The sequence below is a fragment of the Bacillus sp. AFS088145 genome (assembly GCF_002564465.1).
Lineage (GTDB): Bacteria > Bacillota > Bacilli > Bacillales > Bacillaceae_G > Gottfriedia.
Genome location: NZ_NUUX01000023.1, coordinates 1 through 26,875, shown reverse-complemented (window position 1 = coordinate 26,875; position 26,875 = coordinate 1). Strand labels below are relative to the sequence as shown.

The window sequence follows — 26,875 nt, the reverse complement described above, 5'->3', positions numbered from 1 at the left end:
ATGGGACAAAAGGTAAATCCAGTCGGACTTCGTGTTGGTATTATTAAAGATTGGGAATCTAAATGGTACGCTGAAAAAGATTACGCTGATCTTTTACATGAAGACATCAAAATTCGTGAGTACATCAGCACTCGTTTAAAAGATTCTGCTGTTTCTAAAGTAGAAATCGAAAGAGCTGCTAACCGTGTAAACATTACAGTTCACACTGCAAAACCAGGTATGGTAATCGGTAAAGGTGGTTCGGAAGTTGAAGCTCTTCGTAAAGCTTTAAACAACCTTACTGGCAAACGTGTTCATATCAACATCATCGAAATTAAAAGAGCAGATCTTGATGCTAAATTAGTAGCTGAAAACATCGCTCGTCAATTAGAAAACCGTGTTTCTTTCCGTCGTGCTCAAAAGCAAGTACTTCAACGTGCTATGCGTGCTGGTGCATTAGGTATTAAAACACAAGTTTCTGGTCGTCTTGGCGGAGCAGATATTGCTCGTTCAGAGTCATATAGTGAAGGTACAGTGCCACTTCATACATTACGTGCGGATATCGATTATGCAACTGCAGAAGCAGATACAACATATGGTAAACTAGGCGTAAAAGTATGGATTTACAAAGGTGAAGTTCTTCCTACAAAAAAGAAAGCTTCTGAGGAAGGAGGAAATTAATTATGTTAATGCCTAAACGTGTTAAATATAGAAGAGAGCATCGTGGAAAAATGCGTGGACGTGCCAAAGGTGGTACTGAAATTGCATTCGGTGAATTCGGTTTACAATCTACTGAAGCTTCTTGGATTACTAACCGTCAAATTGAAGCAGCGCGTCGTGCTATGACTCGTTACATGAAACGTGGCGGTAAAGTATGGATTAAAATCTTCCCTTCTAAGCCTTACACAGCTAAACCTCTTGAGGTTCGTATGGGTAGCGGTAAAGGTGCTCCAGAAGGTTGGGTAGCAGTCGTTAAACCAGGAAAAATTATGTTCGAAATCGCTGGTGTATCTGAAGAAGTAGCTCGTGAAGCACTACGCTTAGCAGCTCACAAATTACCAGTTAAATGTAAGTTTGTAAAACGTGAAGACAATGGTGGTGATTCTAATGAAAACTAATGAGATTCGCGATCTTACCACTGCTGAAATTGAATTAAAAGTGAAATCTCTTAAAGAAGAGTTATTCAATCTTCGTTTCCAATTAGCTACAGGACAATTAGAGAACACTGCTCGTATCCGCGAGGTTCGTAAAGCAATTGCTCGTATGAAAACTGTAGTTCGTGAAAGAGAAGTTAACTCTAATAATTAATAATGAGGGGAGGTTTGCCCAGTGAGCGAACGTAACCAACGTAAAGTTTACACAGGACGTGTAGTTTCTGATAAAATGGATAAGACAATTACTGTTGTAGTTGAAACTTATAAAACACATAAACTATACGGAAAACGCGTTAAATATTCTAAGAAATATAAAGCGCACGATGAGCTAAACACTGCAAAAGTTGGCGATATCGTAAAAATCATGGAGACTCGTCCATTATCAGCTACAAAACGTTTCCGTTTAGTTGAAATCGTAGAAGAAGCTGTTATTATCTAATAGATGATCGGATATCATTCTTAATCCGAAAGGAGGTCAATTTGACATGATCCAACAAGAAACTCGTTTAAAAGTTGCTGACAATTCAGGTGCACGTGAATTACTTACTATTAAAGTATTAGGTGGTTCAGGCCGTAAAACTGCTAACATCGGTGATATCATCGTATGTTCAGTAAAACAAGCAACACCAGGTGGCGTTGTTAAAAAAGGTGATGTAGTTAAAGCTGTTATCGTTCGTACGAAACGCGGTGTTCGTCGTCCAGACGGTACTTACATCAAATTTGATGAAAACGCAGCTGTTATCATTAAAGATGATAAGAGCCCACGTGGTACTCGTATTTTCGGACCAGTTGCACGTGAATTACGTGATAGCAACTTCATGAAAATCGTATCATTAGCTCCAGAAGTACTTTAATTAATGTACTTTAATAAATACTTCAGAAAGCCTTATTAAGGAGGTGCACGAAGAAGATGCATGTAAAAAAAGGTGATAAAGTTCAAGTTATCTCTGGTAAAGACAAAGGAAAACAAGGTGTTATCCTTGCTGCTTTTCCAAAGAATAACCGCGTACTAGTTGAAGGTGTTAACATCATTAAAAAACACTCAAAACCTACTCAAGCTAACCCACAAGGTGGCATCATCGAGAAAGAAGCACCAATCCATGTTTCTAATGTTATGGCATTAGATCCAAAAACTGGAGTACCTACACGCGTAGGTTACCAATTAGTGGATGGTAAAAAAGTACGTATTGCAAAAAAATCAGGCGAATTACTTGATAAATAATAGAAATTTATGAAAGGAGGTCAACTGAATGAACCGCCTAGTCGAGAAATATCAAAATGAAATCACTCCTGCTCTAGTGAGCAAGTTTAACTATAAATCAGTTATGCAAGTGCCAAAAATTGAAAAGATCGTCATCAACATGGGTGTTGGTGAGGCTGTTTCAAATTCAAAAGCATTAGATACTGCTGTTGAGGAATTAACTTTAATCGCAGGTCAAAAACCTGTTGTAACTAGAGCTAAAAAATCAATCGCACAATTCCGTCTTCGTGAAGGAATGCCTATCGGTGCTAAAGTTACATTACGCGGTGAGCGTATGTACGAATTCTTTGAGAAATTAGTTTCTGTAACATTACCTCGTGTACGTGACTTCCGTGGAATCTCTAAAAAAGCATTCGATGGCCGTGGAAACTACACTTTAGGTGTTAAAGAGCAATTAATCTTCCCAGAGATCGATTATGATAAAGTAAACAAAGTACGTGGTATGGACATCGTTATTGTAACTACTGCAAATACTGATGAAGAAGCTCGTGAAATGCTAACATTATTCGGAATGCCTTTTCAAAAATAATGAAAGCCAGCGCTAAAGAAGAGGAGGCGAAAACGTGGCTAAAAAATCAATGATTGCGAAACAAAAACGTGCTCAAAAATTTAAAGTACAAGAGTATACACGTTGCGAACGTTGCGGACGTCCACACTCAGTATTACGTAAATTTAAACTTTGCCGTATTTGTTTCCGTGAACTTGCTTATAAAGGACAAATCCCTGGCGTTAAAAAAGCTAGTTGGTAATTCTATAGATATTAGGAAGGAGGTTATCTGAACATGGTCATGACAGATCCTATTGCAGATATGCTTACTCGCATTCGTAATGCGAACATGGTACGTCACGAGAAATTAGAATTCCCAGGTTCTAACCTAAAGAAAGAAGTTGCTGAAATTCTAAAACGTGAAGGTTTCATCCGTGACGTTGAGTACATTGAAGATGATAAACAAGGTATCATCCGTATTTTCTTAAAATATGGTGTGAACAACGAACGTGTTATCACTGGATTAAAAAGAATCTCTAAGCCTGGCTTACGTGTATACGCGAAAGCTGACGAAGTACCTCGCGTACTTAACGGTTTAGGTGTTGCAATTGTTTCAACATCTAAAGGTGTAATGACAGATAAAGAAGCTCGTCAAGCAAAAACTGGTGGCGAAATCTTAGCATACGTTTGGTAATATAACACAGAGAGAATGGAGGTGTAGTGAATGTCTCGTGTTGGTAAAAAAGAACTTGTAATTCCTGCTGGAGTTACTCTTACTAATAACAACAATACTATTACAGTAAAAGGACCTAAAGGTGAGTTAACTCGTACTTTTAGCCCTGATATGACAATCGAAGTTAACGAGAACGTATTATCAGTTGCACGTCCAACTGATAACAAAGAGCACCGTGCTCTTCATGGTACAACTCGTGCTATCTTAGGTAACATGGTTGAAGGTGTAACTAATGGTTATACTCGTAACCTTGAATTAGTTGGGGTAGGTTACCGTGCAACTAAAACAGGTGACAAACTTGTTCTAGCTGTTGGTTATTCTCACCCAGTTGAGATCACTCCTGAAAATGGTGTTGAAATCGAAGTACCTTCAAATACTAAAATCAGTATTAAAGGTATCGACAAAGAACGTGTAGGCGCTCTTGCTGCTTACATCCGTCAAGTACGTCCACCAGAGCCTTACAAAGGTAAAGGTATTCGTTACGAAGGCGAAATGGTTCGTCGTAAAGAAGGTAAAACTGCGAAGTAATCTATAACTAGATAAGAGAAAGGAGTGACCAAGATGATCTTTAAGGCTGATAAAAATGCAGTACGTAAAAAAAGACATGCTCGTGTTCGTACTAAATTATCTGGTACTCAAGAACGTCCACGTTTAAACGTTTACCGTTCAAACAACCATATCTATGCTCAAATCATTGATGATGTTAATGGTGTAACATTAGCAAGTGCATCAACTTTAGATAAAGAATTAACTTTAAATGGTACTGGCAATATCGAAGCAGCAACATTAGTTGGTAGTTTAGTTGCAAAACGCGCTACTGAAAAAGGTGTTTCTGTAGTTGTATTCGACCGCGGTGGTTACTTATATCATGGTCGCGTAAAAGCTTTAGCTGAAGCTGCTCGTGAAGCTGGTTTACAATTTTAATAAAAGAAGGAGGGACATACATGCGTCGCATTGATCCTAATAAATTAGAGCTTGAAGAACGCTTAGTTACGATCAACCGTGTTGCTAAAGTTGTTAAAGGTGGACGTCGTTTCCGCTTTGCAGCATTAGTAGTTGTTGGTGACAAAAACGGTCATGTAGGTTTTGGTACTGGTAAAGCTCAAGAAGTACCTGATGCTATTCGTAAAGCTGTTGAAGATGCTAAGAAAAACCTAATTAACGTACCAATCGTTGGAACTACAATTCCTCACGTAATTACTGGTCGTTTTGGAGCTGGTGAAGTATTCTTAAAACCTGCTTCTGAAGGTACTGGAGTTATCGCTGGAGGTCCTGTTCGTGCGGTATTAGAACTTGCTGGGGTACATGATATTTTATCTAAATCTCTTGGTTCTAACACACCAGTAAACATTGTACGTGCTACTATCGAAGGTTTAAGTAACTTAAAACGTGCGGATGAAGTTGCAAAACTACGTGGTAAATCTGTAGAAGAATTACTAGGTTAATAAGGAGGGATAACGATGGCTAAACAGTTAGAAATTACCCTTACTCGCAGTGTAATTGGTCGTAAACAAGACCAAATCGCAACAGTTCGTGCTTTAGGTATTACTAAAACAAACCAAACTGTTGTTAAACAAGATAACGCTGCAATGCGTGGGATGATTAACAAAGTTTCTCACCTTGTATCTGTAAAAGAAATTTAATTGAACATGAATAAGTAAGGAGGTGCCCTAATGAAACTTCATGAATTAAAACCTACAGAAGGTTCTCGTAAAGTATCTAAACGTATCGGTCGTGGTATTGGTTCAGGTACTGGTAAAACTGCAGGTAAAGGTCATAAAGGACAAAACGCTCGTTCAGGTGGCGGTGTTCGTCTTGGATTTGAAGGTGGTCAAACTCCTTTATTCCGTCGTTTACCAAAACGTGGTTTCACTAACATCAACCGTAAAGATTACGCAATCGTTAATGTTGAAACGTTAAATCGCTTCGAAAACGGAACTGAAGTAACTCCTGAGTTACTGATCGAAACTGGTATTGTTCGTAAAGAATTAGCTGGTATTAAGATTTTAGGTAAAGGTAAGTTAGAAGTTAAACTTACTGTTAAAGCTCACAAGTTCTCATCTTCTGCGGTAGAGGCAATCGAAGCAGCTGGTGGAAATGCTGAGGTGATCTAAAATGTTCCGGACAATCTCCAACTTTATGCGCATTGCAGATATTAGAAAAAAAATATTCTTTACGTTATTAATGTTAATTGTATTTCGTATTGGAACGTTTATACCTGTTCCAAACGTCAACGCCGATGTATTAGCATCACAAGATAGCTCAAGCATCTTTGGTGTTCTAAACACATTCGGTGGAGGAGCTCTTAAACAGTTCTCGATTTTTGCAATGGGTATAATGCCGTACATTACTGCTTCAATCATTATTCAGTTACTTCAAATGGACGTTGTTCCGAAGTTAACTGAATGGTCGAAGCAAGGTGAGATTGGTCGACGTAAATTGACTCAACTGACTAGATACATCACAATTATTCTTGGTTTTGTAGAAGCAATTGGATTATCAATCAGTATGAACAATATTACTGGCGGAATGTTAATAGAAAATCCAGGTTGGTCAACCTATCTTTATATAGCAATTGTACTAACAGCTGGAACATCTTTCTTATTGTGGTTAGGTGAGCAGATTACTGCTAAAGGTGTAGGGAACGGTATATCAGTTATCATCTTTGGCGGTATAGTTGCTGCTATACCTAATACAATGAGTCAAGTCTATCAGCAACAATTTAAAGGTGCTGGTGACGCGCTATTCTTAAACATCGTGAAAGTTGGCCTAGTGGTTTTAGTTTTACTATTAGTAATCGTAGCTGTAATTTATATTCAACAAGCTAATCGTAAAATTCCAATTCAATATGCTAAACGTAACAATGGTAATAATAGTTATGTCGGAGGACAATCTACTCACTTGCCATTAAAAGTAAATGGCGCTGGGGTTATTCCGGTAATCTTCGCTGTTTCATTTTTAATTACTCCATCAACAATTGCATCGTTCTTACCAAGCAACAATGTGACTGAATGGATTAAAACGCACTTTACGTATAACAATCCATGGGGTATGGCATTTTATTTAATCTTGATCGTTGCTTTCACATATTTTTATACTTTTGTTCAGGCAAACCCAGAGCAAATGGCTGAAAATCTTCAAAAGCAAGGTGGCTACATCCCGGGTATTCGCCCAGGTAAGAGCACTCAAGAGTATATCATTAAAGTCTTATATCGTTTAACTTTCGTAGGAGCAATTTTCTTAGCTGTCATCGCTTTATTACCAATTGTATTTGGTAAAATTGCGAACTTACCACCTTCAGCTCAAATTGGAGGAACAAGTTTACTAATCGTAGTCGGAGTTGCGCTTGAAACAATGAAACAATTAGAAAGTCAGCTTGTTAAGAGAAACTACAAAGGCTTTATTAAAGAACGAGCATAGGGAAATGATTAATTCCCTATTGCTCACCTAATTTTGAGGAGGATTAACCATGAATTTAATTCTTATGGGGCTTCCTGGTGCAGGCAAAGGCACACAAGCTGAGAAAATTGTCGAAAAATACGGCATTCCTCATATATCTACTGGTGATATGTTCCGTGCAGCGATTAAAGACGGCACTGAACTAGGTCTTCAAGCAAAATCGTTTATGGATCAAGGTCATCTTGTTCCCGATGAGGTAACAATTGGTATTGTACGTGAACGATTAGCTAAAGATGATTGCCAAAATGGTTTTTTACTGGATGGTTTTCCTAGAACAGTTGCGCAGGCTGAAGCACTAGAAGAGACTCTGAAAGTAATGAATCGTAAAATTGACTTCGTGTTAAACATTCATGTAGACCAACAACTTTTAATTGAACGTTTAACAGGTCGTCGTATTTGCAAAGAGTGTGGAGCAACTTATCATTTAATTTTCAATCCACCTGTTGAAGAGGGTGTTTGCCCAAAATGTGGCGGAGAACTTTATCAACGTGCGGATGATAATGAAGAAACAGTTGCAAATCGCCTTGAAGTAAATATTAAACAAACTCAGCCATTACTTGATTTCTACAATAATCTTGGTTATGTAAAAACAATTGAAGGTGAACAAGAGATTACTAAAGTCTTCAATGACATTGATAATCTTTTAAAAGAGTTAGTTTAATAATTGAACGATAAGATCGTCGTTCCTTGTGTATGACGTATTGTTGTTTCGTCAAAACTGATACTGTTATAAAAGCTTAAACATAGCTTTGCTTGGAACGATTGATATAATATAGGTCTTTAGTAGGCCAAAAATCTCCAACATATCAGAGCACTTTGGCTTAATGTTCCTAAGCGTATGTTTGCCTACAAGCAAGCTACTGATTTGAAGAAAGGAGAATGCCCTAATGGCGAAAGATGATGTAATTGAAATTGAAGGTACCGTTACGGAAACACTTCCGAATGCGATGTTCAAGGTTGAATTAGAAAATGGTCATGTCGTTCTTGCACACGTTTCTGGTAAAATTCGTATGAACTTCATTCGTATTCTTCCAGGTGACAAAGTTACTGTAGAACTATCTCCATATGATTTAACTCGTGGCCGTATTACGTACCGTTTTAAATAATAAATATGCACTCCGTAATCTACAAGGAGGTTGAAATCATGAAAGTGAGACCATCAGTAAAACCAATCTGTGAAAAATGTAAAGTTATCCGCAGACGTGGTAAAGTAATGGTAATTTGTGAAAATCCAAAACATAAACAAAAACAAGGTTAATATAGAAGGAGGTGCACTAGAATGGCTCGTATTGCTGGTGTAGATATTCCTCGCGACAAACGCGTGGTTGTTTCTTTAACTTATGTATACGGAATCGGTCGTGCAACTTCTGAAAAAATCTTAGCTGACGCTGGTATTTCAGAAGACACTCGTGTACGTGATTTAACAGAAGAAGAATTAGGTAAAATTCGTGAATTAATCGACAAGTTGAAAGTTGAAGGGGATCTTCGTCGTGAAGTTTCTTTAAACATTAAACGTCTAATCGAAATCGGTTCATATCGTGGTATTCGCCACCGTCGTAGCTTACCTGTTCGTGGTCAAAACACTAAAAACAATGCTCGTACTCGTAAAGGCCCACGCCGCACAGTAGCGAACAAGAAGAAATAATATTTTTTAAGTAAAGGAGGGTATTCAACATGGCACGTAAAACAAATGTACGTAAACGTCGTGTGAAAAAGAATATTGAAGCTGGTACAGCTCATATTCGTTCAACTTTCAATAACACAATCGTAACAATCACTGATGTTCATGGTAACGCAATTTCTTGGTCAAGCGCTGGATCATTAGGTTTCAAAGGATCTCGTAAATCTACTCCATTCGCTGCACAAATGGCTGCTGAAACTGCTGCTAAAGCTTCTATGGAACACGGTTTAAAAACTCTTGACGTAACTGTTAAAGGTCCGGGTGCTGGTCGTGAGGCTGCTATCCGTGCTCTTCAAGCTGCTGGTCTTGAAGTAACTGCTATCAGAGACGTTACTCCAGTTCCACATAACGGATGCCGTCCACCAAAACGTCGTCGTGTATAATTTGTCTGTATAAATTTACAAGAATTGTCTATAATGGATTATGATATATGTTTGGCAAATATTAACAGACATCTCTTGTTGTGCACAATTAGGAACTGCCTAATAGGGACTTTCGGTTAGCGTGGTCTAACCGAGGGTTTCGACGTTTTGAAGGAGGGTTTAAAAAATGATTGAAATCGAAAAGCCGAAAATCGAAACGGTTGAGATCAGTGACGATTCCAAATATGGTAAATTCGTTATTGAACCACTTGAGCGTGGATATGGTACAACGCTAGGTAACTCCTTACGTCGTATCCTTTTATCCTCACTTCCTGGTGCCGCTGTAACTGCTATTCAAATTGATGGCGTGTTACATGAGTTCTCTACAGTTGAAGGTGTTGTAGAAGACGTTACAACAATTATCCTTAATGTTAAAAAACTTGCTTTGAAAATTTATTCAGACGAAGAAAAAACATTAGAAATTGATGTACGCGGTGAAGGGCCAATTACTGCAGCCGATATTACGCATGATAGCGATGTTGAAGTTCTAAATCCAGATCTTCATATTGCAACTCTTGCTAAAGATGCTCATTTACGTATGCGTCTAACTGCTAGACGTGGACGTGGATACATCCCTGCAGATGGTAACAAAAGAGAGGATCAAGCAATAGGTGTTATTCCTATCGACTCGATTTACACTCCAGTGTCTCGTGTCACATACCAAGTTGAAAATACACGTGTGGGACAGGTTTCAAATTTCGATAAGTTAACACTTGATGTTTGGACTGACGGAAGTATTGGACCAAAGGATGCTATCGCATTAGGTTCAAAAATTCTTACTGAACACTTAAACATTTTTGTAGGTTTAACTGACGAAGCTAAAAATGCAGAAATCATGGTCGAAAAAGAAGAAGATCAAAAAGATAAAGTCCTTGAAATGACGATTGAAGAACTTGATCTTTCTGTTCGTTCATATAACTGCTTAAAGCGAGCTGGTATTAATACTGTACAAGAGCTTGCGAATAAGACAGAAGAAGACATGATGAAAGTACGTAACTTAGGTCGTAAGTCTTTAGAAGAAGTAAAACATAAGTTAGAAGAGTTAGGTCTTGGCCTACGTAAAGAAGACTGATTGTAGCTTCGATAAAGGGAGAGGCGTTCTCTTCATGTCTATATGACCCAATTTTGATACTACTTACAAAGGAGGGAACTAGAAATGGGATACAGAAAATTAGGACGTACTAGCTCACAACGTAAAGCTATGTTACGTGACTTAGCTACTGATTTAATTATCAACGAACGTATTCAAACAACTGAGACTCGTGCGAAGGAGTTACGTTCAGTTGTTGAAAAAATGATTACTTTAGGTAAACGTGGAGACTTACACGCTCGTCGTCTAGCTGCTGCTTACATCCGTAATGAAGTTGCTAACGCTGAAAACGGTCAAGACGCTTTACAAAAATTATTTGCTGACATCGCTCCTCGTTACACTGAGCGTCAAGGTGGATACACTCGTATCGCAAAAATTGGTCCTCGTCGTGGAGACGCTGCACCAATGGTTGTTATCGAATTAGTTTAATATTCGAATACAAAAGGGCTCGACGTTTCTTGTAAACATGTCGTTGCCCTTTTTTTCTGTTTACTTTTAGACTATTATATATCTATAAACAATGAGAAATTATAGGTGAACAAATGAGAAAAGATAGTATTAAAGTAGATAACATCTCTTTTAAATATCCACAGGCACAATCAAATGCAGTTCATTCTGTATCATTTAATATAAAAGAAAATGAATGGATTGCTATTGTAGGTCGAAACGGATCAGGAAAGTCAACATTAGCTAAACTTTTAAATGGACTAATATTACCCGAAGAAGGCCAAATTGTGATTGATGAGGAAATTAGCTTATCAGAAAAAACAATTTGGGACGTGCGAAAGAAAATAGCGATGGTATTTCAAAATCCTGATAATCAGTTTGTAGGTACGACAGTAATAGACGATATTGCATTTGGATTAGAAAACCATGGAATTGAGAAAAAAGAAATGGATCGTCGAATTGAAGAAGTTTTAAACATCGTCAATATGAATGAATTTGTACTCCATGAGCCACACTCTCTTTCTGGTGGCCAAAAACAAAGAGTAGCAATAGCCGGAGCATTAGCAATTCAACCAAGTATATTAATATTAGATGAAGCTACTTCGATGTTAGATCCTTTCGGTAGAAAAGAAGTAATCGAGACAATTCGTGATTTACATAAAGACATTAATATGACAGTTATTTCAATTACTCATGATATAGAAGAAGCAATACATGCAGACCGTATTTTAATTATGCATGATGGTCATTTAGTTCAAAGTGTAACTCCAGAAGAGCTTTTAAAAACAGAGTTTTCTTTAGAGTCGCTTGGATTAGCATCTCCTTTTACAAATAACCTTTCTAGTTTATTAATCGAAAAAGGTTTACCTTTGAGGCAAGACCATCTAGAGCAAGAAAGCTTGGTGAGCGAATTATGCAAATTACTTTTGAAAAAGTAGGCTATACTTATCAGCCGAAGACACCTTTCGAGCATCGTGCTCTTTATGATATTGATGTTACGATACCAGATGGGTCATATTATGCTGTAATTGGTCACACAGGCTCAGGTAAATCTACTTTTCTGCAACATTTAAATGGCCTCTTACAACCAACAGAGGGCATTGCTAAAATAGACGATATTACCCTTTTATCAGATAAGAAAAACAAGAATTTAAAATCATTAAGAAAAAAAGTAGGATTAGTTTTTCAGTTTCCTGAGCAGCAATTATTTGAAGAAACTGTAGAGAAAGATATTTGCTTTGGTCCAATGAATTTTGGTGTATCTGAAGATGAAGCAAAAAAAAGAGCTAAAGATCTAATTGAAAAAGTAGGCTTAAGTGAAGAATATTTAATGAAGTCACCATTTGAATTAAGTGGTGGTCAAATGAGAAGGGTTGCAATTGCAGGTGTTTTAGCAATGGAACCAGAAGTTTTAGTTTTGGATGAACCAACTGCTGGTCTTGATCCTAGTGGACAAAAGGCGTTAATGGATATGTTTTACGAAATGCATAAAGAAAAGGGACTGACGATCATTTTGGTGACGCATAGCATGGAAGATGCAGCGAGATATGCAGATACGATCCATGTGCTTCAAAAAGGGACTACTTATTTAAAGGGAAGCCCTTTAGAAGTGTTCTCATATGAAAGGGAGTTAGAGGAAATTGGATTACAAATTCCACTTTCTTTAAAGTTCCACCAAGAACTAAATCAAAAATTAGGCATTAATGAAAAAGCTACAAGTTTAACAATCGAACAACTCGCTAATTATATAGCGAATCTTTATAATGGGGAAACAAAATGAATAGTCTAATTATCGGAAAATATATTCCAAGCGATTCACTTATTCATCGTCTAGATGCTAGAGCAAAACTTCTTACAATGTTCATTTTTATTTGTATCGTTTTCTTAGCAAATAATTTTATAACATACGGTATTTTATTTTTATTTTCAATCGTAACAGTATTGCTATCAAGAGTACCACTTAATTATTATTTAAAAGGATTAAGAGCAATCTGGTTGTTAGCAGTGTTTACGTTTTTATTGCATGTTTTTACAAATAAAGAAGGACCACTAATTTATCATTTTGGATGGGTCGACATTCATAAAGAAGGAATTATTCAAGGTATTTATATATCTTTGAGATTTTTTCTTTTAGTTTCAATTACTACTTTACTGACATTAACAACAAATCCAATCGAAATTACAGATGGACTTGAGTCATTATTTAACCCATTTAAAAGGTTGGGTCTACCTGTGCATGAAATGGCTTTAATGATGTCTATTTCACTACGATTTATTCCAACGCTTATGGAAGAGACTGAAAAGATTATGAAGGCACAGTCGTCTCGAGGAGTGGATTTCTCTTCAGGACCTATAAAAGACCGGTTAAAAGCATTAGTTTCTTTACTTGTTCCATTATTTATTCATTCATTTAAACGAGCTGAAGACTTAGCAGTTGCGATGGAAGCCAGAGGATACCAAGGCGGAGATGGAAGAACAAAGTTTCGTATTATGAAGTGGCATTTGCGGGATACAGCGTGTTTTGTTGTATTACTGATATTATTTTTACTATTATTGTTTTTACGTAAGTAATGGAGATAAGTTATGAATCGAATTAAATGTATAATTTCATATGATGGCACACTATTTAATGGATACCAAGTTCAACCTAATCAGAGAACAGTTCAAACAGATTTTGAGAAGGTTCTAACTAAAATGCACAAAGGTAATCCAATAAGAATTCATGCATCTGGTAGGACAGATACAGGGGTACACGCAGTAGGACAAGTAATTCATTTTGATAGTGAATATGCGCTTCAACCAGAGCAATGGAAGAGAGCATTAAATGCACAATTGCCTAAAGATATTAATGTCAGAAATGTAGAGATTGTCGATGATAATTTTCATTCTAGATTTGACGTCGTTCGGAAAGAATACCGTTATTTTATTTGGAATGAAAAAGACGAAAATGTTTTTTCTAGAAATCATCATTATTTTTTCCCTTTTGATCTAAATATTGTTAAAATGCAAGAAGCATTAGATTGCTTACTAGGTACACATGATTTTAGTTCCTTTTGTGCATCAAATACGGATATTAAGGACAAAGTACGAACGATTTATAAAGGAAGTATTAATAAAACAGATCAGGGGCTTGTCATCGCTCTTGAAGGAAATGGTTTTCTTTATAATATGGTAAGAATAATTGTTGGAACATTAATTGAAGTAGGGCAAGGAAAGCGTGATGTAGAAAGTGTTAAAAACGCATTATTAGCACGTGATCGAGCCAAGGCTGGCAAGACTTCACCGCCTAATGGGCTGTTTTTATGGAAAGTTGATTATAACAACTAATCCTGGTGTAACATTTGCTTGACATTAGAAGGTATAAAGTTTAATATTAAATACGGTATTGTTTTAAGAACCACGATTAGCCCCGGAACCAGTCGTGTTAAAGATAAACAATAAAAACAATTTTACTTTATGTATATTGTATTAGGAGGAAAATAGAATGCGCACAACTTATATGGCAAAAGCTAGCGAAGTTGAACGTAAGTGGTTCGTTGTAGACGCTGAAGGAAAAACTTTAGGTCGTCTTGCAACTGAAGTAGCTACTTTACTTCGCGGTAAGCACAAACCAACTTTCACACCACACGTTGATACAGGTGATAACGTAATCATCATCAATGCTGAGAAAGTTCATTTAACAGGAAACAAATTAAACGATAAAATTTACTACCGTCATACAATGTATGCTGGTGGTTTAAAAGAGCGTACAGCTTTAGAAATGCGTACTAACTACCCAGTTAAAATGCTTGAGTTAGCTGTTAAAGGTATGCTTCCAAAAGGACGTCTTGGACGTGCTCAAATTAAAAAGTTACACGTGTATGCTGGTAACGAGCATCCACACCAAGCACAAAAACCAGAAGTTTTCGAACTTCGCGGATAATTATAAAAGGAGGGCATTCACATGGCACAAGTACAATACTATGGCACAGGACGTCGTAAAAGCTCAGTAGCTCGTGTACGTTTAGTTCCTGGCGAAGGACGCGTTATCATTAACGGTCGTGATTTTGAAGATTACATCCCATTCGCTGCATTAAGAGAAGTTGTTAAACAACCACTTGTTGCAACTGAAACATTAGGTAGCTATGATATCTTAGTAAACGTTAACGGTGGTGGATACACTGGTCAAGCTGGTGCAATTCGTCACGGTATCTCAAGAGCATTATTACAAGTTGATCCTGAATACCGCGGAACTTTAAAACGCGCTGGATTATTAACTCGTGATGCACGTATGAAAGAGCGTAAAAAATACGGTCTTAAAGGTGCACGTAGAGCTCCTCAGTTCTCAAAACGTTAATTTTTATTTATACGTTCAAAACTCCTCTCCACTTTGTGGACAGGAGTTTTTTATTTTTAGGTTTATTTCATCGTGCGTAAATTCCGCTATTTTCAATTCTTCCCCTTCTATACTGCTTTTTCCTAACTTTCCTTTGATTATGGACAGACTTTTTAATTTTTGTCTGTCTGATATTTTTTCAAAATGAAGGGGCTTTATTACACGAGCTACTTTTTCTTTTGACCTATTCCTGTTCAATCCGTTCGACCATTTAGCGTTTTTGAAATTTTTTATAATTATTTTAAAAGTGTTTGTAGGTTTTTGTATTGTTTTGTAGGTTTGCATATAGAATTAGTTTAGTATTTCATTTATATATTTGAAAGCGTTAACAAGGGGGATTTATATGAAGAAATTTGGATTAGCTACGCAAATCTTTGTTGCTCTTATATTAGGTATTGTTGTAGGAGCTTTAGTATACGGAAATGAAAAGGCAATATCTTATATTCAACCGATTGGTGATATCTTTATTCATTTAATTAAAATGATCGTTATGCCAATTGTCATTTCAGCTCTTGTAGTAGCTGTAGCAGGTGTAGGGGATATAAAGAAGCTAGGAAAACTTGGTGGGAAAACACTTCTTTATTTTGAAATCATTACGACGATTGCGCTTGGAATTGGATTACTTGCAGCGAATTTATTCCACCCAGGTAAAGGCGTAGATATGAGTCATCTGCAAAAAGGTGATATTTCAGCATATGAACAAACAGCAACTGCAACACAACAAAGTGGTTTTGCAGAAACAATTGTTCATATTTTCCCGAAAAATGTGTTTGAATCAATGGCACAAGGTGATTTATTACCGATTATTTTCTTCTCTGTTCTATTTGGTTTAGGAGTAGCAGCGATAGGAGATAAAGGAAAGCCAGTTCTTGGATTTTTTGAAGGCGTATTAGAAGCGATGTTTTGGGTTACAAATCAAGTTATGAAAACTGCTCCGTTTGGGGTTTTCGCATTGATTGCTGTAACAGTTGCAAAATTTGGTGTAAGTACTTTATTACCACTTGGTAAACTTGTTTTAGCTGTTTATATAACTGTGGCATTTTTTGCTATTGTTATTTTAGGTATTAATGCTAAAATGACAGGGACGAATATTTTTACACTTATGAAGATCTTAAAGGAAGAACTAATTCTGTCATTTACAACAGCAAGTTCTGAAGCAGTACTTCCAAACATTATGAAAAAAATGGAAGAGATGGGTTGTCCAAAAGCAATAGTTTCTTTTGTTATACCGACAGGGTACTCGTTTAACTTAACGGGTTCAGCGATTTACCAAGCGCTTGCTGCATTATTTGTTGCTCAGATGTACAATATTCACATGTCATTTATGGAGCAGGTAACATTATTATTTGTATTAATGCTTACATCAAAGGGTATGGCTGGTGTCCCTGGTGCATCGTTCGTAGTTGTACTGGCTACACTAGGTTCAATGGGATTACCTTTAGAAGGTATCGCATTAATTGCAGGTATTGATCGTATTTTAGATATGGTTCGTTCTGCAGTAAATGTATTAGGAAACTCTTTAGCAGCCATTACGATGGCGAAATGGGAAGGCGAATTCGATAAAGAGAAGGCGCAACAATATATTGATTCTATTAAGGAATCAAAAGTTGCGTAAAGATGGGAGAAAAAACAAATGGCGGCTACTGAAATTAAACCAAACATACGCATTGAAAAAGATTTTTTAGGGGAAAAAGAAATTCCAGCAGATGCCTACTATGGTGTCCAAACATTACGCGCAGTTGAGAATTTTCCTATTACTGGTTATAAAATTCACGAAGAACTTATTAAAGCTTTAGCGATTGTAAAGAAGGCAGCAGCACTTGCTAACGTAGAAACAAAACGCCTTTATGAGGGAAATGGTAAAGCGATTGCAGAGGCAGCTCAAGAAATTATTGAGGGCAAATGGCATGATCAGTTCATTGTTGATCCGATTCAAGGTGGCGCAGGGACATCAATGAATATGAATGCAAATGAAGTTATTGCAAATCGTGCGCTTGAAATACTAGGTAAAGAAAAAGGTGACTATTTCTGCATTAGTCCAAATACTCATGTAAATATGTCGCAGTCTACAAATGATGCATTCCCAACTGCAATTCATATCGCGACTTTAAATATGTTAGATAAATTATTAAACACAATGAATTATATGCGTGATGTATTTGACTTAAAGGCAAAAGAATTTGACCATGTAATTAAAATGGGCCGTACTCACTTACAGGATGCAGTACCAATTCGTTTAGGACAAGAATTCGAAGCATATTCTCGAGTACTTGGTCGTGATATAAAACGTATCGAACAATCTCGTCAGCACTTATATGAAGTAAATATGGGAGCTACAGCGGTTGGAACAGGCTTAAATGCAGATCCACGCTATATTGAACTAGTTGTTAAGCAACTTGCTGATATAAGCGGCTTATCACTTGTTGGAGCTGAGCATCTTGTTGATGCTACTCAAAATACTGATGCTTACACAGAGGTATCTGGTGCTCTTAAAGTTTGTATGATGAATATGTCTAAAATTGCAAACGATTTACGTTTAATGGCTTCTGGTCCTCGTGCAGGTCTTGGGGAAATTTCATTACCAGCGCGTCAACCGGGTTCATCTATTATGCCAGGAAAAGTAAATCCTGTAATGGCTGAAGTAATTAACCAAATTGCATTCCAAGTAATCGGTAATGATCATACAATTTGTTTAGCTTCTGAAGCGGGACAATTAGAATTAAACGTTATGGAGCCAGTTCTTGTATTTAATTTACTTCAATCAATTAACATTATGAATAATGGATTCCGTGCATTTACTGATAATTGTTTAAAAGGAATTGAAGCAAATGAAGACAGAATGAAAGAATATGTAGAAAAGAGCGTTGGTTTAATCACAGCGGTTAATCCACATATCGGTTATGAAGTTGCTGCGAGAATAGCAAGAGAAGCAATTTTAACAGGAAAGCCAATTCGTGAACTTTGCCTAAAATATGACGTATTATCTGAAGAAGAGCTTGATTTAATTTTAGATCCATTTGAAATGACTCACCCTGGTATTGCTGGTGCAGTTCTTTTAGAACGTCAATAAAACAGTCAGTCTGCTGATAAAAGCTCACTTTCTATGTTGCTTAGCCTGTTTGCGGTGCTTATACCGCCATGTATGTAACTTTAGCGCCGCATCGGGCCATGTACATTGAAAGAAAATTCGTTTTCAATCAGTCTGATAATTAATTATTACAAAGTAAGGGCGAAAAGCCCTTTTTTGCTTAACTAAAAAAGATAAAAATAAAAAGATAGAAAAGGGATGGGATTATATGCATAAATTCAAGGTAGGTTCGAATGGAGAAGTGGAGACTACCTTGCGAGGTGCCGAATTATTAGGTGTACCAATGCTTAATAAAGGAGTTGCATTTACTCAAGAGGAACGAAAAGAATTAGGTTTAACAGGATTATTACCGCCAGCTGTACTGACGCTGGAGGAGCAAGCTAAACGAGCTTACGCGCAATTCTCGTCACAACCTACTGATTTGCATAAAAATGTTGCATTATCAGCTTTACATGATCGTAATGAAACATTATTTTATCGAGTACTAACAGATCACTTACCTGAAATGCTTCCAGTTGTTTATACACCAACAGTTGGTTTAGCAATTCAACGTTATAGTAATGAATATAGAAGACCACGTGGTTTGTATCTTTCTATTAATGAAGAAGATGGTATTGAACAAGCATTTGATCATTATGGTGCAAATGCAGATGAAATTGATTTAATCGTTATTACTGACGGTGAAGGAATATTAGGAATTGGTGACTGGGGAGTTGGAGGTATTAATATCGCAATCGGCAAATTAGCGGTATATACAGCTGCGGCAGGTATTGATCCAGCACGTGTATTGCCAGTCGTTTTAGATGTTGGTACTGATCGTGAAGAGCTACTAAATAATCCATTTTATGTTGGAAACCGTCATCCTCGCGTACGCGATAGTCGATATGATGCGTTCATTGATAAGTTTGTAACAACTGCTGTTGAAAAATTCCCAAATGCTTTACTTCATTGGGAGGATTTCAGCTCTAAAAATGCACGAAACATATTAGATAAATATCGTCACCATGTTTGTACTTTCAATGATGATATTCAAGGCACAGGAGCAGTATCACTTGCCGCTGTGTTAGCAGCAGTGAATGCATCTGGTATTCCTTTAAGTGAACATCGTGTAGTTGTATTCGGTGCAGGAGCGGCTGGTATTGGGATCGCAGATCAAGTACGTGATGCAATGGTACGTGAAGGCCTTTCATTCGAATTAGCAAACCGCAGATTTTGGTGTATTGACCGAAATGGATTGCTTGCAGAGGATATGGAAGGGTTGTTCGACTTCCAACAACCGTATGCACGCCCAATCGAGGAAAATAACTCAGGTGCAAGCCTAGCAGAAGTTGTAAGCCAAGTTCATCCTACGATCTTAATTGGTACTTCAACTGTTGCCGGTGCTTTCACAGAAGAGATTGTAAAAGATATGGCAGCACATGTTGAAAGACCTGTAATTTTACCGATGTCAAATCCTACACCACTTGCAGAAGCAAAACCTTCTGATTTAATCAAGTGGACTGAAGGAAGAGCATTGGTAGCAACAGGAAGTCCTTTTGCTCCAGTAACATTTAACAAAACGGTTTATGTAATTGGTCAATCAAATAACGCGCTTATTTTCCCAGGCTTAGGACTTGGAACAAATGTTTCACGCGCTAGTATTATTACTGATGGAATGTTTGCAGCGGCGGCAGAAGCTGTAGCGGAAATGATTGATGTAAGTAAATTAGGTGCACCTTTACTTCCTCAAATCGAGAATCTACGAACTATTTCTGAAGTAGTTGCGATTGAAGTAGTTAAAGCAGCAGTTGCTGATGGAGTAGCTCGAGTTGTACACGACGATATTGAACAAGCAGTACGAAACGCAATGTGGGAGCCTGCATATCGACCGATTAAAGCTACAAAAGAATTGGTCACTATATAAAAATAAAAAATACAGCTTGTATGATCAAGCTGTATTTTCTTATGAAATTTAGTAGTATGGAGGATCATTGTGTTAATAACAACAAGGCGATATACTAGTAGCAAAAATCAGGAAGTGGTGGAATTGAAATCTAAAGGACTGCAAGGGAAAGATTTCTGGATTGTTATTGCACTTATGGTTATAGTTCCAATAGCGGGTGAACTGAACTTTCATCCTTTTGATAATATATTTCGCGTTAGTTTTGGAACCCCAATTTTTTTCTTTTCTTTATTGTATTTTAAGAAATATCATTCAGTTTTAATAGGGCTTTTAATAGGCATATCTGTCTCTGTATTCCGTGTTGGACTAGATTGGTTAATATTGACCGATTTTAATCTTGCTTCATCTTTTTCGGTTAGATTTCCTACTTTCTTATATTATTTTTCATATTCCGTTTTATTTTATTTACTGAAGGTGAATCGGTTTCAGCATCCTTTACTAATAGGAATCTTCGGTATTACGATTGAAATCACATCTAGTTTAATCGAATTAATCCTTCAACTATATGGAATGGGTTCTTCACTTACAGTTGAAGAGTTAAACAAAATTATTATTATTGCAGTGTTTAGAAGCTTCTTTGTATTAGCGTTTATCAATATGATGAAACTTTACGAGCTAAAACTGAAGGAATCACAAACTCGTAAAGAAAATGAAAATATGCTTATGCATTTATCCAATTTGTATGTAGAGTCTGTTTATTTGAAAAAGACATTACAAAATGCCGAAACAATAACAAAAGAATCCTACAATTTATATCGAGACATGAGTAAGTACAAACAGGATTTAGGAGTTCCAATTGAAAAATGGGGGAGCAAATCTTTAAGAATTGCAGGAGAGGTACATGAAATAAAAAAGGATAACCAAAGAATTTTTGCTGGACTTTCTAAACTAATTACAAGTGAAAGTTTGCCTGAATATATGAGTGTAAATGATTTAGTGACAATGGTTATCCGAATTAATCAAAAATATGCAGGCATGCTAGGAAAGAATATTGAGTTTATGTCCGAAATAAAGGGACAACATCCGCACTATCATATCTATCTAATGCTATCATTCATTAATAACTTAGTTGCGAACGCAGTTGAAGCTATAGAGCATAAAGGGACGATTCTCTTATCAATAGAAAGAGTTGAAGATTGGATTGAATGTAAGGTTATTGATAATGGACCTGGAGTTCCTTCAAAAAATATGAAGCTTATTTTTAAACCTGGGTTTACTTCTAAGTATAGCGATGATGGAACCCCATCTACAGGAATCGGTTTATCCTATATCAAAGAAATGGCAGAAGAACTTGGAGGAGAAGTTATTCTCAATCAAAAAGAGAGTGAATGTATTTTTACGATCCGACTACCAATCGGAGCTCTCGTCTTAGAAAGGATGAATTTATGAATTTTTATATCACAGATGATGATGAAGTCTTTCGATCGATGTTATCACAAATCATAGAGGATGAAGAGTTAGGTGAAGTTGTTGGTGAGGCGGAAGACGGCTTTTTTTTAGATACAAATACGCTTGAAATAAATCATGTTGATATATTATTTATCGATTTATTAATGCCTCTTCAGGACGGTATAGAAACAATACGGAGAATGGGATCTTCATTCAAAGGAAAAATTATTATGATTTCTCAAGTGGAGTCTAAAGAATTAATAGGAGAAGCTTATTCTCTCGGTATTGAATATTACATTACTAAGCCATTGAACAAAATTGAAGTGATATCGGTCGTCAGAAAGGTCTTAGAGCGAATTCGACTAGAGCGATCGATTCTTGATATTCAAAAATCATTAAGTAATGTTTTTGATGTAAATTCAATCAAGCAACATAATCCAGTGTCTGATAAAAAGAAAATAACGGATTGGGGACAGGTTCTATTATCAGAACTTGGCATAGCTGGAGAAAATGGGAGCAAAGACTTGCTTGATATGCTCAATTACCTATATGAATATGAAACGAATTTTGGTTTAGAGGCAGGATTTCCTACATTAAAGGATATATACACACATATCAGTTTGAAAAAGCTAGGGATTGTAAACTCTCAAGAAGATGTTGAGCGGGAAAGGAAATCATCAGAACAACGAGTTCGTAGAGCAATTTATCAATCATTAAACCATATGGCATCAATAGGACTAACAGATTTTGCGAACCCTAAATTTGAAAATTATGCTTCAAAGTTTTTTGATTTTGAAACAGTTCGTCAAAGAATGAGTGAATTGAAGCAAGTATCCTTGACTTCATCAACACATACTCGCATTAATGCAAAGAAATTTATACAAGTTTTATACTTTGAATCGAAACAGCTTTTAGTTGAACGATATTAAAATATGAGTAGGCCCTCAAGCGCTTTTGGTGAGGGCCTTTTCGTATGAGATTACTTTCTGGAATAAACTAAATAGTATACTCATATTTTAAAATGACAAAAATTAAAAAATTCTAATAATTCATTCTCAAATTGTAGCATAGAAGAGTTTTAAAAGAATAAAATAATATACCTTAATAAATTATACCTATGGCCATCTACGTTAGGGGTGATGTACATTGGGCTTAATCGACTGGATAATGGGCAAAATGAATTTCCAATCAAGCACTAGTTCTTTTGAATTATTAAATGATGAAGGAGATGGCCAATTAACATTAGGTGATACATTATTTAAGAATGATGTGATTAGGGCATGTATTAGACCTAAAGCTAATGCAATTGGAAAACTAAAAGTAACGCATGTTAGAGAAAACAATAGAGAATGCAAGATTAATCCTGATCCATGGGTTTATAATGTACTGCAAGAACCAAATCCATTTATGTCTAGGCAATTACTTTTAGAGAAAATGGTAACCCAGCTTGACCTAAACAGTAATGCGTTTGCATTTATAAAGCGAAATGATTTTGGTTATCCTACCGCCATTTTTCCTATTCCTTGTACGAAAGTTGAAGTGCTCGAAAATAATCAAGGTTTGATCTTTTTAAAATTCACATTCAAAACCAAAAATGTACTAATTTTACCATATAGCGATATCATTCATTTAAGACAAGATTTTAATAGTAATGATCTATTTGGAACGCCCCCATATGATCCTTTACTTCCTTTATTAGAAGTGATTGATTCGGTAGATGACAGTATCGTCAATAATGTAAGTAACAATCGTTTTATGAATTGGTTATTAAACTTTAAGGAAGTACTAGATCAAGATGATATGATCAAGAATACGAATGAATTTGTAAACAATTATATGAAATATACAGGAGATGGTGTAAAAGCAGGTTTTTCAGAGCCAACTTACACTTTACAACAAGTACCTACAAGTAATTATGCTCCAGAAGCACAAAGAACAAGTGATGCAATCAAAAGAATCTATAGTTTTTTTAATACGAACGAAAACATCGTTCAAAGTACATTTAATGAGGATCAATGGTATGCGTATAATGAAGCCGTAATTAATCCTTTAGTCATCCAGCTGAATAATGAATTTACACGTAAATTCTTCACTCCAGCGGAACGAAAAAATGGTAATCGGATCGTTTTTGAAGCATCTAACTTAGAATTTGCATCAATTGCAACAAAATTAGCATTTTCAATTATGGTAGAACGAGCTTCCTTAACTCCTAACGAATGGCGTTCCTTAATGGGAATCGGACCAATTCAAAGAGGAGATGTTCCACTTCTAAAAACTGATACGGCTCCAATCGATCAGAAAGAAAGAGATAGAGAATTTGAGTTACGTGTTGAAAGAGAAAAGAAACGTGAAGAAGAAATTGAAAAATGCAGACAAGAGTGTATTGCTGAATGTAAACGATTTAAAGAATTTTGTATGGAAGAACAGAAGAAACTTTTAGAAAAACCAGAAACAGACGAAAAAAATAATTAATTAGATAAAATAGAGCTATTAACTAATTATTAGTTAGGCTTTTTTTTTTCAATTAGAAAGTTAGCATAGGTTAGATAGACAGGATACTTGTCCGAACACTTTTTCCATTGGTTCATATAGTAAAGTAAAAGCTAATATTAAACCAATTTATGGAGTTGTTTATATGTTTGAAAAAGATGCGATTATTACCCTATTAGGTAGTTCTGGCGGAGTGGCAAAGGCAGTACTTTCTATATTTAATAAAGCGGCAAAGGATCCAAATGATCCAATTCATCAGATAATGAAAAATGCCAGGTTTCATTTAGTTGATTTGAAACAGAAAGATTTACCTTATTTTGAAAGGATTATTCCTAACCTTATAGAAAACGTTACGTTTCATGAAATGAATGTTAATAATATTGATTTAATGAAAAAACATCTCATAGAGAGTAATACAGTTATTGTAGTCGATGTTTCTAGAGCAGATTCTGTTGAAATGTTGCGCTGCTGTAATGAGTTTGGTGTGAAGTATGTTAACACAGCTTTAGAAAGTGAAATAGTTGATGGAGATGAAAGTATTAGTTCCGGGTTCCCACTTAAAGAACGTTTACGTATCTTCGAGGAAAATAAACGAAAGTTTAAAAATACTACAGCAATTATTGGTTCAGGGATGAATCCAGGTATTGTACAATGGATGGCCATCGATTTAATGAACCAATTCCCTTCCGAAAAACCTCTTGCATGTTACATTGTTGAACATGATAATTCTTTTTATGAAAACCCTTCAATAGCTCAAAAAGAAACAATTTACACCACCTGGTCCCCAGATTGCTTCCTAGAAGAGGCAGTCACAAGCTTTCCTATGTTTGTTAAACAAAATATTCCAATTTTCTTGTATGATGATGTTTATTCTGTTGAATTTAAAGTAACCTTGGGGGAAAAAGTCTTTTATGGTTGTCTTATGCCACATGAAGAAGTATTTATTATTGGCAAATTGTTCAACTTAGAAAGTGGTTTTGTGTATCGTGTTAATGAGCATACAACAAATCTAATTAGAAATAATTTAAAAAACACTGACGAAATATTGGGTTTTGATAAAAAGCTTCTAGATCCTTCAACAGCTCCATTGGTAGGAGAGGACGTAGTTGGAGTTTTACTTGTGTACGAAGATAAAGAGCGCTATATCTACAATGTTATGAACAATAAAGATTCATTCGCTAATTACGGTACAAATGCAACCTATCTTCAGGTCGCGTGTGGAGTTTATGCAGGGGTTGCAAGTTTATTTTTGGATACTGTAGTAAAAGGTGCCTACTTTGTTGATGAATTAGTATTAAATACAAATAGTAAATATGGACAGTATTTAAAATATCATATGCCTCAGTTTGTATATGGAGTAAATGAAAAAAGTGACGGATTACTTTTACAAAGAATGAAATCATTCAATAATTAAAAATTTGAAAAGAGGGGAGGAAGTGTTTTTGAGACCTCTCTTTTTTATTATTTAAGAAATAGTAGACCTTTATAAGTCTTAAAAAAATGCATTTTAAATTCAAAATTAATACAATTTTTAAAATCAGTGTTTTTTATGAAAATTATTATTTTTTTATGGAAGAAATTAAGTATGTAGTTTTTGAATGAAGCACCCCTTTTCGTCTTAGACTATGGCTACGGGGAGGTTTCATCATGAATCTTATAACAAATTTCCGAGAAAAAAGAAGAGCAAAGCAAATTAAATTTGAAAAGAGCTTATTAAAAGAACTAAAAATCATGCAATTAAAAGCCCAATTAAAGGATTCGTTTTCCTACTGTATAGATGCAGACATTAACCAAAGAAAAGCGCGAGAAGATTACTGTTTTGAGTTAGCGGTAGAGACATACTTATTAGGTGCAAGATATAGCCGATTTGGTTATTATGGCGAACCAATCGAGAATGTTATAAGAAGATCAGCTAAAGAATCTGAATGGTTAGCTTATTTATTTTATTCTTCTGTATTTGGCCGTAAGGATGATATACAAACAGAACCGTTTGACCGATGTAAATCTTTTTTAAATAATTGGTGGTTAGATGGATATGTAAAAGGAGAAAGAAGACACAGACTTCGTTTATCAAAGTAAGTCATATTCTTCCTAGTTGTCCCATATATTTTTTATAGGACAATCAGGGGGAGAAAAAATGAAAAGATGGCATTTAATCGTTATCATTGTAACCTTTGTTTTTTTGATTTTGAGTATACCTTTATTACAAAAAACTTCAAAGACCTGGAATTTTAGAGGACTACCTCTAGATGGAAAAGTGATTGTTTTGGATGCTGGGCATGGTGGACCAGATGGAGGTGCTTCAGGTGGAGATGTTATTGAAAAAGTTGTGGCACTATCAATAACAAACAAACTGAGGGATTATTTACAAGGTCAAGGAGCAACGGTTATTATGACAAGAGATGGAGATTACGATTTAGCAGAGGATGGAATGAAAGGATATAGTAGAAGAAAAAGCGTGGATTTAAGGAAAAGGGTAGAAATTATTAATGGATCGAACGCAGACCTATACATATCAATTCATTTAAACTCCTTACCAAGAACATCGTCAAAAGGAGCACAAACATTCTTTTATGGTTCATTAATTGAAAATGAGCGATTTGCAAAATACGTCCAAGCTGAGCTAAGAGAAAGTCTAAATAATACGCATCGATTAGCGAAAATTATTAATCATGTTTATTTGATGAAATATGCCAAAGTACCAGGTGCGCTTGTAGAAGTTGGCTTTTTATCAAATTATGAAGAAAGTCAGCAGTTAAGAGATGAAGAATATCAAGATAAACTTGCTGCAGCTATATATAGAGGGGTTATTAGATATTATACAGATAAAAATGAACCGCCGAATTAATCGGTGTTTCAACTATTGGCAAACGCTCGC

At 36.0% G+C, this 26,875-nt stretch carries 37 protein-coding genes; all 37 read left to right on the top strand.

Annotated elements, in window-relative coordinates; all coding sequences use genetic code 11:
- The 37 genes from rpsC (at window position 1) to cwlD (ending at window position 26,845) form a co-directional block, all read left to right on the top strand.
- Complete coding sequence (rpsC, locus tag COI44_RS15405; protein ID WP_056467428.1) at window positions 1-660, top strand: 30S ribosomal protein S3; 660 nt, start codon at window positions 1-3, stop codon at window positions 658-660.
- 2 nt (window positions 661-662) lie between these two features.
- Window positions 663-1,097 (top strand): 50S ribosomal protein L16, encoded by a 435-nt coding sequence (gene rplP, locus COI44_RS15400; RefSeq protein ID WP_056467431.1) that lies wholly within the window; start codon window positions 663-665, stop codon window positions 1,095-1,097.
- Entirely contained in the window at window positions 1,087-1,287 is a 201-nt protein-coding gene (rpmC, locus tag COI44_RS15395; RefSeq protein WP_097978199.1) for a 50S ribosomal protein L29, read from the top strand. Before rplP ends, rpmC begins: the two co-directional genes overlap by 11 nt.
- A gap of 21 nt (window positions 1,288-1,308) precedes the next feature.
- Entirely contained in the window at window positions 1,309-1,572 is a 264-nt protein-coding gene (gene rpsQ / locus COI44_RS15390) for a 30S ribosomal protein S17 (RefSeq protein ID WP_056467437.1), read from the top strand.
- A 46-nt stretch (window positions 1,573-1,618) separates the two neighbouring features.
- Window positions 1,619-1,987 (top strand): 50S ribosomal protein L14, encoded by a 369-nt coding sequence (gene rplN / locus COI44_RS15385; RefSeq protein WP_088014602.1) that lies wholly within the window; start codon window positions 1,619-1,621, stop codon window positions 1,985-1,987.
- 56 nt (window positions 1,988-2,043) lie between these two features.
- Window positions 2,044-2,355 carry a 50S ribosomal protein L24 gene (gene rplX / locus COI44_RS15380; protein WP_056467443.1) on the top strand — a complete coding sequence of 104 codons (312 nt, stop codon included), beginning with the start codon at window positions 2,044-2,046 and terminating at the stop codon, window positions 2,353-2,355.
- A gap of 28 nt (window positions 2,356-2,383) precedes the next feature.
- A complete protein-coding gene (rplE, locus tag COI44_RS15375; RefSeq protein ID WP_069033613.1) occupies window positions 2,384-2,923 on the top strand; it encodes a 50S ribosomal protein L5 in 540 nt (179 codons plus the stop codon).
- Between the two features lie 34 nt (window positions 2,924-2,957).
- A complete protein-coding gene (locus COI44_RS15370) occupies window positions 2,958-3,143 on the top strand; it encodes a type Z 30S ribosomal protein S14 (protein WP_056467450.1) in 186 nt (61 codons plus the stop codon).
- A gap of 33 nt (window positions 3,144-3,176) precedes the next feature.
- On the top strand, window positions 3,177-3,575 hold the full coding sequence (gene rpsH / locus COI44_RS15365; RefSeq protein WP_056467453.1) for a 30S ribosomal protein S8: 399 nt from the start codon (window positions 3,177-3,179) through the stop codon (window positions 3,573-3,575).
- Window positions 3,576-3,605: 30 nt separating this feature from the next.
- Window positions 3,606-4,142, top strand: coding sequence for a 50S ribosomal protein L6 (rplF, locus tag COI44_RS15360; RefSeq protein WP_069033614.1), 537 nt, complete (start codon window positions 3,606-3,608; stop codon window positions 4,140-4,142).
- Between the two features lie 33 nt (window positions 4,143-4,175).
- The gene (rplR, locus tag COI44_RS15355; protein ID WP_069033615.1) at window positions 4,176-4,538 is read left to right on the top strand and encodes a 50S ribosomal protein L18; all 363 of its coding nucleotides are present in this window, start codon (window positions 4,176-4,178) and stop codon (window positions 4,536-4,538) included.
- Window positions 4,539-4,558: 20 nt separating this feature from the next.
- Complete coding sequence (gene rpsE, locus COI44_RS15350; RefSeq protein ID WP_056467462.1) at window positions 4,559-5,059, top strand: 30S ribosomal protein S5; 501 nt, start codon at window positions 4,559-4,561, stop codon at window positions 5,057-5,059.
- A 15-nt stretch (window positions 5,060-5,074) separates the two neighbouring features.
- Window positions 5,075-5,257, top strand: coding sequence for a 50S ribosomal protein L30 (gene rpmD, locus COI44_RS15345; RefSeq protein ID WP_056467464.1), 183 nt, complete (start codon window positions 5,075-5,077; stop codon window positions 5,255-5,257).
- Window positions 5,258-5,287: 30 nt separating this feature from the next.
- Window positions 5,288-5,728: a 50S ribosomal protein L15 gene (gene rplO / locus COI44_RS15340; RefSeq protein WP_056467467.1), complete on the top strand. Its 441-nt coding sequence runs from the start codon at window positions 5,288-5,290 to the stop codon at window positions 5,726-5,728.
- Window position 5,729: 1 nt separating this feature from the next.
- Window positions 5,730-7,034, top strand: a complete 1,305-nt coding sequence (gene secY, locus COI44_RS15335; protein ID WP_098428737.1) for a preprotein translocase subunit SecY — start codon at window positions 5,730-5,732, stop codon at window positions 7,032-7,034.
- Window positions 7,035-7,083: 49 nt separating this feature from the next.
- Window positions 7,084-7,734: an adenylate kinase gene (locus tag COI44_RS15330; protein ID WP_098232301.1), complete on the top strand. Its 651-nt coding sequence runs from the start codon at window positions 7,084-7,086 to the stop codon at window positions 7,732-7,734.
- A gap of 226 nt (window positions 7,735-7,960) precedes the next feature.
- Window positions 7,961-8,179 (top strand): translation initiation factor IF-1, encoded by a 219-nt coding sequence (infA, locus tag COI44_RS15325; RefSeq protein ID WP_056467475.1) that lies wholly within the window; start codon window positions 7,961-7,963, stop codon window positions 8,177-8,179.
- A gap of 38 nt (window positions 8,180-8,217) precedes the next feature.
- Window positions 8,218-8,331, top strand: a complete 114-nt coding sequence (rpmJ, locus tag COI44_RS15320) for a 50S ribosomal protein L36 (protein WP_000868344.1) — start codon at window positions 8,218-8,220, stop codon at window positions 8,329-8,331.
- Between the two features lie 21 nt (window positions 8,332-8,352).
- A complete protein-coding gene (gene rpsM, locus COI44_RS15315; protein ID WP_098232302.1) occupies window positions 8,353-8,718 on the top strand; it encodes a 30S ribosomal protein S13 in 366 nt (121 codons plus the stop codon).
- 29 nt (window positions 8,719-8,747) lie between these two features.
- Window positions 8,748-9,137: a 30S ribosomal protein S11 gene (gene rpsK, locus COI44_RS15310; RefSeq protein WP_056467481.1), complete on the top strand. Its 390-nt coding sequence runs from the start codon at window positions 8,748-8,750 to the stop codon at window positions 9,135-9,137.
- 166 nt (window positions 9,138-9,303) lie between these two features.
- On the top strand, window positions 9,304-10,248 hold the full coding sequence (locus tag COI44_RS15305; protein ID WP_056467484.1) for a DNA-directed RNA polymerase subunit alpha: 945 nt from the start codon (window positions 9,304-9,306) through the stop codon (window positions 10,246-10,248).
- Between the two features lie 84 nt (window positions 10,249-10,332).
- On the top strand, window positions 10,333-10,695 hold the full coding sequence (gene rplQ, locus COI44_RS15300; RefSeq protein WP_056467487.1) for a 50S ribosomal protein L17: 363 nt from the start codon (window positions 10,333-10,335) through the stop codon (window positions 10,693-10,695).
- 113 nt (window positions 10,696-10,808) lie between these two features.
- Window positions 10,809-11,651, top strand: coding sequence for an energy-coupling factor ABC transporter ATP-binding protein (locus COI44_RS15295; RefSeq protein WP_098428736.1), 843 nt, complete (start codon window positions 10,809-10,811; stop codon window positions 11,649-11,651).
- On the top strand, window positions 11,627-12,493 hold the full coding sequence (locus COI44_RS15290) for an energy-coupling factor ABC transporter ATP-binding protein (RefSeq protein WP_098428735.1): 867 nt from the start codon (window positions 11,627-11,629) through the stop codon (window positions 12,491-12,493). The genes COI44_RS15295 and COI44_RS15290 overlap by 25 nt, the downstream gene beginning before the upstream one ends.
- Complete coding sequence (gene cbiQ, locus COI44_RS15285; RefSeq protein ID WP_098428734.1) at window positions 12,490-13,284, top strand: cobalt ECF transporter T component CbiQ; 795 nt, start codon at window positions 12,490-12,492, stop codon at window positions 13,282-13,284. Before COI44_RS15290 ends, cbiQ begins: the two co-directional genes overlap by 4 nt.
- A 12-nt stretch (window positions 13,285-13,296) precedes the next feature.
- Window positions 13,297-14,040: a tRNA pseudouridine(38-40) synthase TruA gene (gene truA / locus COI44_RS15280; RefSeq protein ID WP_098428733.1), complete on the top strand. Its 744-nt coding sequence runs from the start codon at window positions 13,297-13,299 to the stop codon at window positions 14,038-14,040.
- A 157-nt stretch (window positions 14,041-14,197) separates the two neighbouring features.
- Entirely contained in the window at window positions 14,198-14,635 is a 438-nt protein-coding gene (rplM, locus tag COI44_RS15275) for a 50S ribosomal protein L13 (protein WP_098428732.1), read from the top strand.
- A gap of 21 nt (window positions 14,636-14,656) precedes the next feature.
- A complete protein-coding gene (rpsI, locus tag COI44_RS15270) occupies window positions 14,657-15,049 on the top strand; it encodes a 30S ribosomal protein S9 (RefSeq protein WP_056467505.1) in 393 nt (130 codons plus the stop codon).
- Window positions 15,050-15,431: 382 nt separating this feature from the next.
- On the top strand, window positions 15,432-16,703 hold the full coding sequence (locus COI44_RS15260; protein ID WP_098428730.1) for a cation:dicarboxylate symporter family transporter: 1,272 nt from the start codon (window positions 15,432-15,434) through the stop codon (window positions 16,701-16,703).
- A gap of 18 nt (window positions 16,704-16,721) precedes the next feature.
- A complete protein-coding gene (gene aspA, locus COI44_RS15255; protein WP_098428729.1) occupies window positions 16,722-18,158 on the top strand; it encodes an aspartate ammonia-lyase in 1,437 nt (478 codons plus the stop codon).
- 226 nt (window positions 18,159-18,384) lie between these two features.
- Window positions 18,385-20,079 (top strand): NAD-dependent malic enzyme, encoded by a 1,695-nt coding sequence (locus COI44_RS15250; protein ID WP_142329268.1) that lies wholly within the window; start codon window positions 18,385-18,387, stop codon window positions 20,077-20,079.
- Between the two features lie 174 nt (window positions 20,080-20,253).
- Complete coding sequence (locus COI44_RS15245; RefSeq protein WP_098428756.1) at window positions 20,254-21,507, top strand: ATP-binding protein; 1,254 nt, start codon at window positions 20,254-20,256, stop codon at window positions 21,505-21,507.
- Complete coding sequence (locus COI44_RS15240) at window positions 21,504-22,436, top strand: response regulator (RefSeq protein WP_098428727.1); 933 nt, start codon at window positions 21,504-21,506, stop codon at window positions 22,434-22,436. The genes COI44_RS15245 and COI44_RS15240 overlap by 4 nt, the downstream gene beginning before the upstream one ends.
- A 217-nt stretch (window positions 22,437-22,653) precedes the next feature.
- Complete coding sequence (locus COI44_RS15235) at window positions 22,654-23,979, top strand: phage portal protein (protein ID WP_098428726.1); 1,326 nt, start codon at window positions 22,654-22,656, stop codon at window positions 23,977-23,979.
- A 163-nt stretch (window positions 23,980-24,142) separates the two neighbouring features.
- Complete coding sequence (locus tag COI44_RS15230; RefSeq protein WP_098428725.1) at window positions 24,143-25,411, top strand: saccharopine dehydrogenase family protein; 1,269 nt, start codon at window positions 24,143-24,145, stop codon at window positions 25,409-25,411.
- Window positions 25,412-25,644: 233 nt separating this feature from the next.
- The gene (locus COI44_RS15225; protein WP_098428724.1) at window positions 25,645-26,076 is read left to right on the top strand and encodes a DUF2521 family protein; all 432 of its coding nucleotides are present in this window, start codon (window positions 25,645-25,647) and stop codon (window positions 26,074-26,076) included.
- Between the two features lie 58 nt (window positions 26,077-26,134).
- On the top strand, window positions 26,135-26,845 hold the full coding sequence (gene cwlD / locus COI44_RS15220; protein ID WP_056467529.1) for an N-acetylmuramoyl-L-alanine amidase CwlD: 711 nt from the start codon (window positions 26,135-26,137) through the stop codon (window positions 26,843-26,845).
- Window positions 26,846-26,875: the final 30 nt, after the last annotated feature.

Excerpts from the sequence above, each read along its gene's own strand:
- rpsC (WP_056467428.1), top strand. The coding sequence starts at position 1 with ATGGGACAAAAGGTAAATCCAGTCGGACTTCGTGTTGGTATTATTAAA.
- rplP (WP_056467431.1), top strand. The coding sequence starts at position 663 with ATGTTAATGCCTAAACGTGTTAAATATAGAAGAGAGCATCGTGGAAAA.
- rpmC (WP_097978199.1), top strand. The coding sequence starts at position 1,087 with ATGAAAACTAATGAGATTCGCGATCTTACCACTGCTGAAATTGAATTA.
- rplN (WP_088014602.1), top strand. The coding sequence starts at position 1,619 with ATGATCCAACAAGAAACTCGTTTAAAAGTTGCTGACAATTCAGGTGCA.
- rplX (WP_056467443.1), top strand. The coding sequence starts at position 2,044 with ATGCATGTAAAAAAAGGTGATAAAGTTCAAGTTATCTCTGGTAAAGAC.
- rplE (WP_069033613.1), top strand. The coding sequence starts at position 2,384 with ATGAACCGCCTAGTCGAGAAATATCAAAATGAAATCACTCCTGCTCTA.
- rpsH (WP_056467453.1), top strand. The coding sequence starts at position 3,177 with ATGGTCATGACAGATCCTATTGCAGATATGCTTACTCGCATTCGTAAT.
- rplF (WP_069033614.1), top strand. The coding sequence starts at position 3,606 with ATGTCTCGTGTTGGTAAAAAAGAACTTGTAATTCCTGCTGGAGTTACT.
- rplR (WP_069033615.1), top strand. The coding sequence starts at position 4,176 with ATGATCTTTAAGGCTGATAAAAATGCAGTACGTAAAAAAAGACATGCT.
- rpsE (WP_056467462.1), top strand. The coding sequence starts at position 4,559 with ATGCGTCGCATTGATCCTAATAAATTAGAGCTTGAAGAACGCTTAGTT.
- rpmD (WP_056467464.1), top strand. The coding sequence starts at position 5,075 with ATGGCTAAACAGTTAGAAATTACCCTTACTCGCAGTGTAATTGGTCGT.
- rplO (WP_056467467.1), top strand. The coding sequence starts at position 5,288 with ATGAAACTTCATGAATTAAAACCTACAGAAGGTTCTCGTAAAGTATCT.
- secY (WP_098428737.1), top strand. The coding sequence starts at position 5,730 with ATGTTCCGGACAATCTCCAACTTTATGCGCATTGCAGATATTAGAAAA.
- COI44_RS15330 (WP_098232301.1), top strand. The coding sequence starts at position 7,084 with ATGAATTTAATTCTTATGGGGCTTCCTGGTGCAGGCAAAGGCACACAA.
- infA (WP_056467475.1), top strand. The coding sequence starts at position 7,961 with ATGGCGAAAGATGATGTAATTGAAATTGAAGGTACCGTTACGGAAACA.
- rpmJ (WP_000868344.1), top strand. The coding sequence starts at position 8,218 with ATGAAAGTGAGACCATCAGTAAAACCAATCTGTGAAAAATGTAAAGTT.
- rpsM (WP_098232302.1), top strand. The coding sequence starts at position 8,353 with ATGGCTCGTATTGCTGGTGTAGATATTCCTCGCGACAAACGCGTGGTT.
- rpsK (WP_056467481.1), top strand. The coding sequence starts at position 8,748 with ATGGCACGTAAAACAAATGTACGTAAACGTCGTGTGAAAAAGAATATT.
- COI44_RS15305 (WP_056467484.1), top strand. The coding sequence starts at position 9,304 with ATGATTGAAATCGAAAAGCCGAAAATCGAAACGGTTGAGATCAGTGAC.
- rplQ (WP_056467487.1), top strand. The coding sequence starts at position 10,333 with ATGGGATACAGAAAATTAGGACGTACTAGCTCACAACGTAAAGCTATG.
- COI44_RS15295 (WP_098428736.1), top strand. The coding sequence starts at position 10,809 with ATGAGAAAAGATAGTATTAAAGTAGATAACATCTCTTTTAAATATCCA.
- COI44_RS15290 (WP_098428735.1), top strand. The coding sequence starts at position 11,627 with ATGCAAATTACTTTTGAAAAAGTAGGCTATACTTATCAGCCGAAGACA.
- cbiQ (WP_098428734.1), top strand. The coding sequence starts at position 12,490 with ATGAATAGTCTAATTATCGGAAAATATATTCCAAGCGATTCACTTATT.
- truA (WP_098428733.1), top strand. The coding sequence starts at position 13,297 with ATGAATCGAATTAAATGTATAATTTCATATGATGGCACACTATTTAAT.
- rplM (WP_098428732.1), top strand. The coding sequence starts at position 14,198 with ATGCGCACAACTTATATGGCAAAAGCTAGCGAAGTTGAACGTAAGTGG.
- rpsI (WP_056467505.1), top strand. The coding sequence starts at position 14,657 with ATGGCACAAGTACAATACTATGGCACAGGACGTCGTAAAAGCTCAGTA.
- COI44_RS15260 (WP_098428730.1), top strand. The coding sequence starts at position 15,432 with ATGAAGAAATTTGGATTAGCTACGCAAATCTTTGTTGCTCTTATATTA.
- aspA (WP_098428729.1), top strand. The coding sequence starts at position 16,722 with ATGGCGGCTACTGAAATTAAACCAAACATACGCATTGAAAAAGATTTT.
- COI44_RS15250 (WP_142329268.1), top strand. The coding sequence starts at position 18,385 with ATGCATAAATTCAAGGTAGGTTCGAATGGAGAAGTGGAGACTACCTTG.
- COI44_RS15245 (WP_098428756.1), top strand. The coding sequence starts at position 20,254 with ATGGTTATAGTTCCAATAGCGGGTGAACTGAACTTTCATCCTTTTGAT.
- COI44_RS15240 (WP_098428727.1), top strand. The coding sequence starts at position 21,504 with ATGAATTTTTATATCACAGATGATGATGAAGTCTTTCGATCGATGTTA.
- COI44_RS15230 (WP_098428725.1), top strand. The coding sequence starts at position 24,143 with ATGTTTGAAAAAGATGCGATTATTACCCTATTAGGTAGTTCTGGCGGA.
- COI44_RS15225 (WP_098428724.1), top strand. The coding sequence starts at position 25,645 with ATGAATCTTATAACAAATTTCCGAGAAAAAAGAAGAGCAAAGCAAATT.
- cwlD (WP_056467529.1), top strand. The coding sequence starts at position 26,135 with ATGAAAAGATGGCATTTAATCGTTATCATTGTAACCTTTGTTTTTTTG.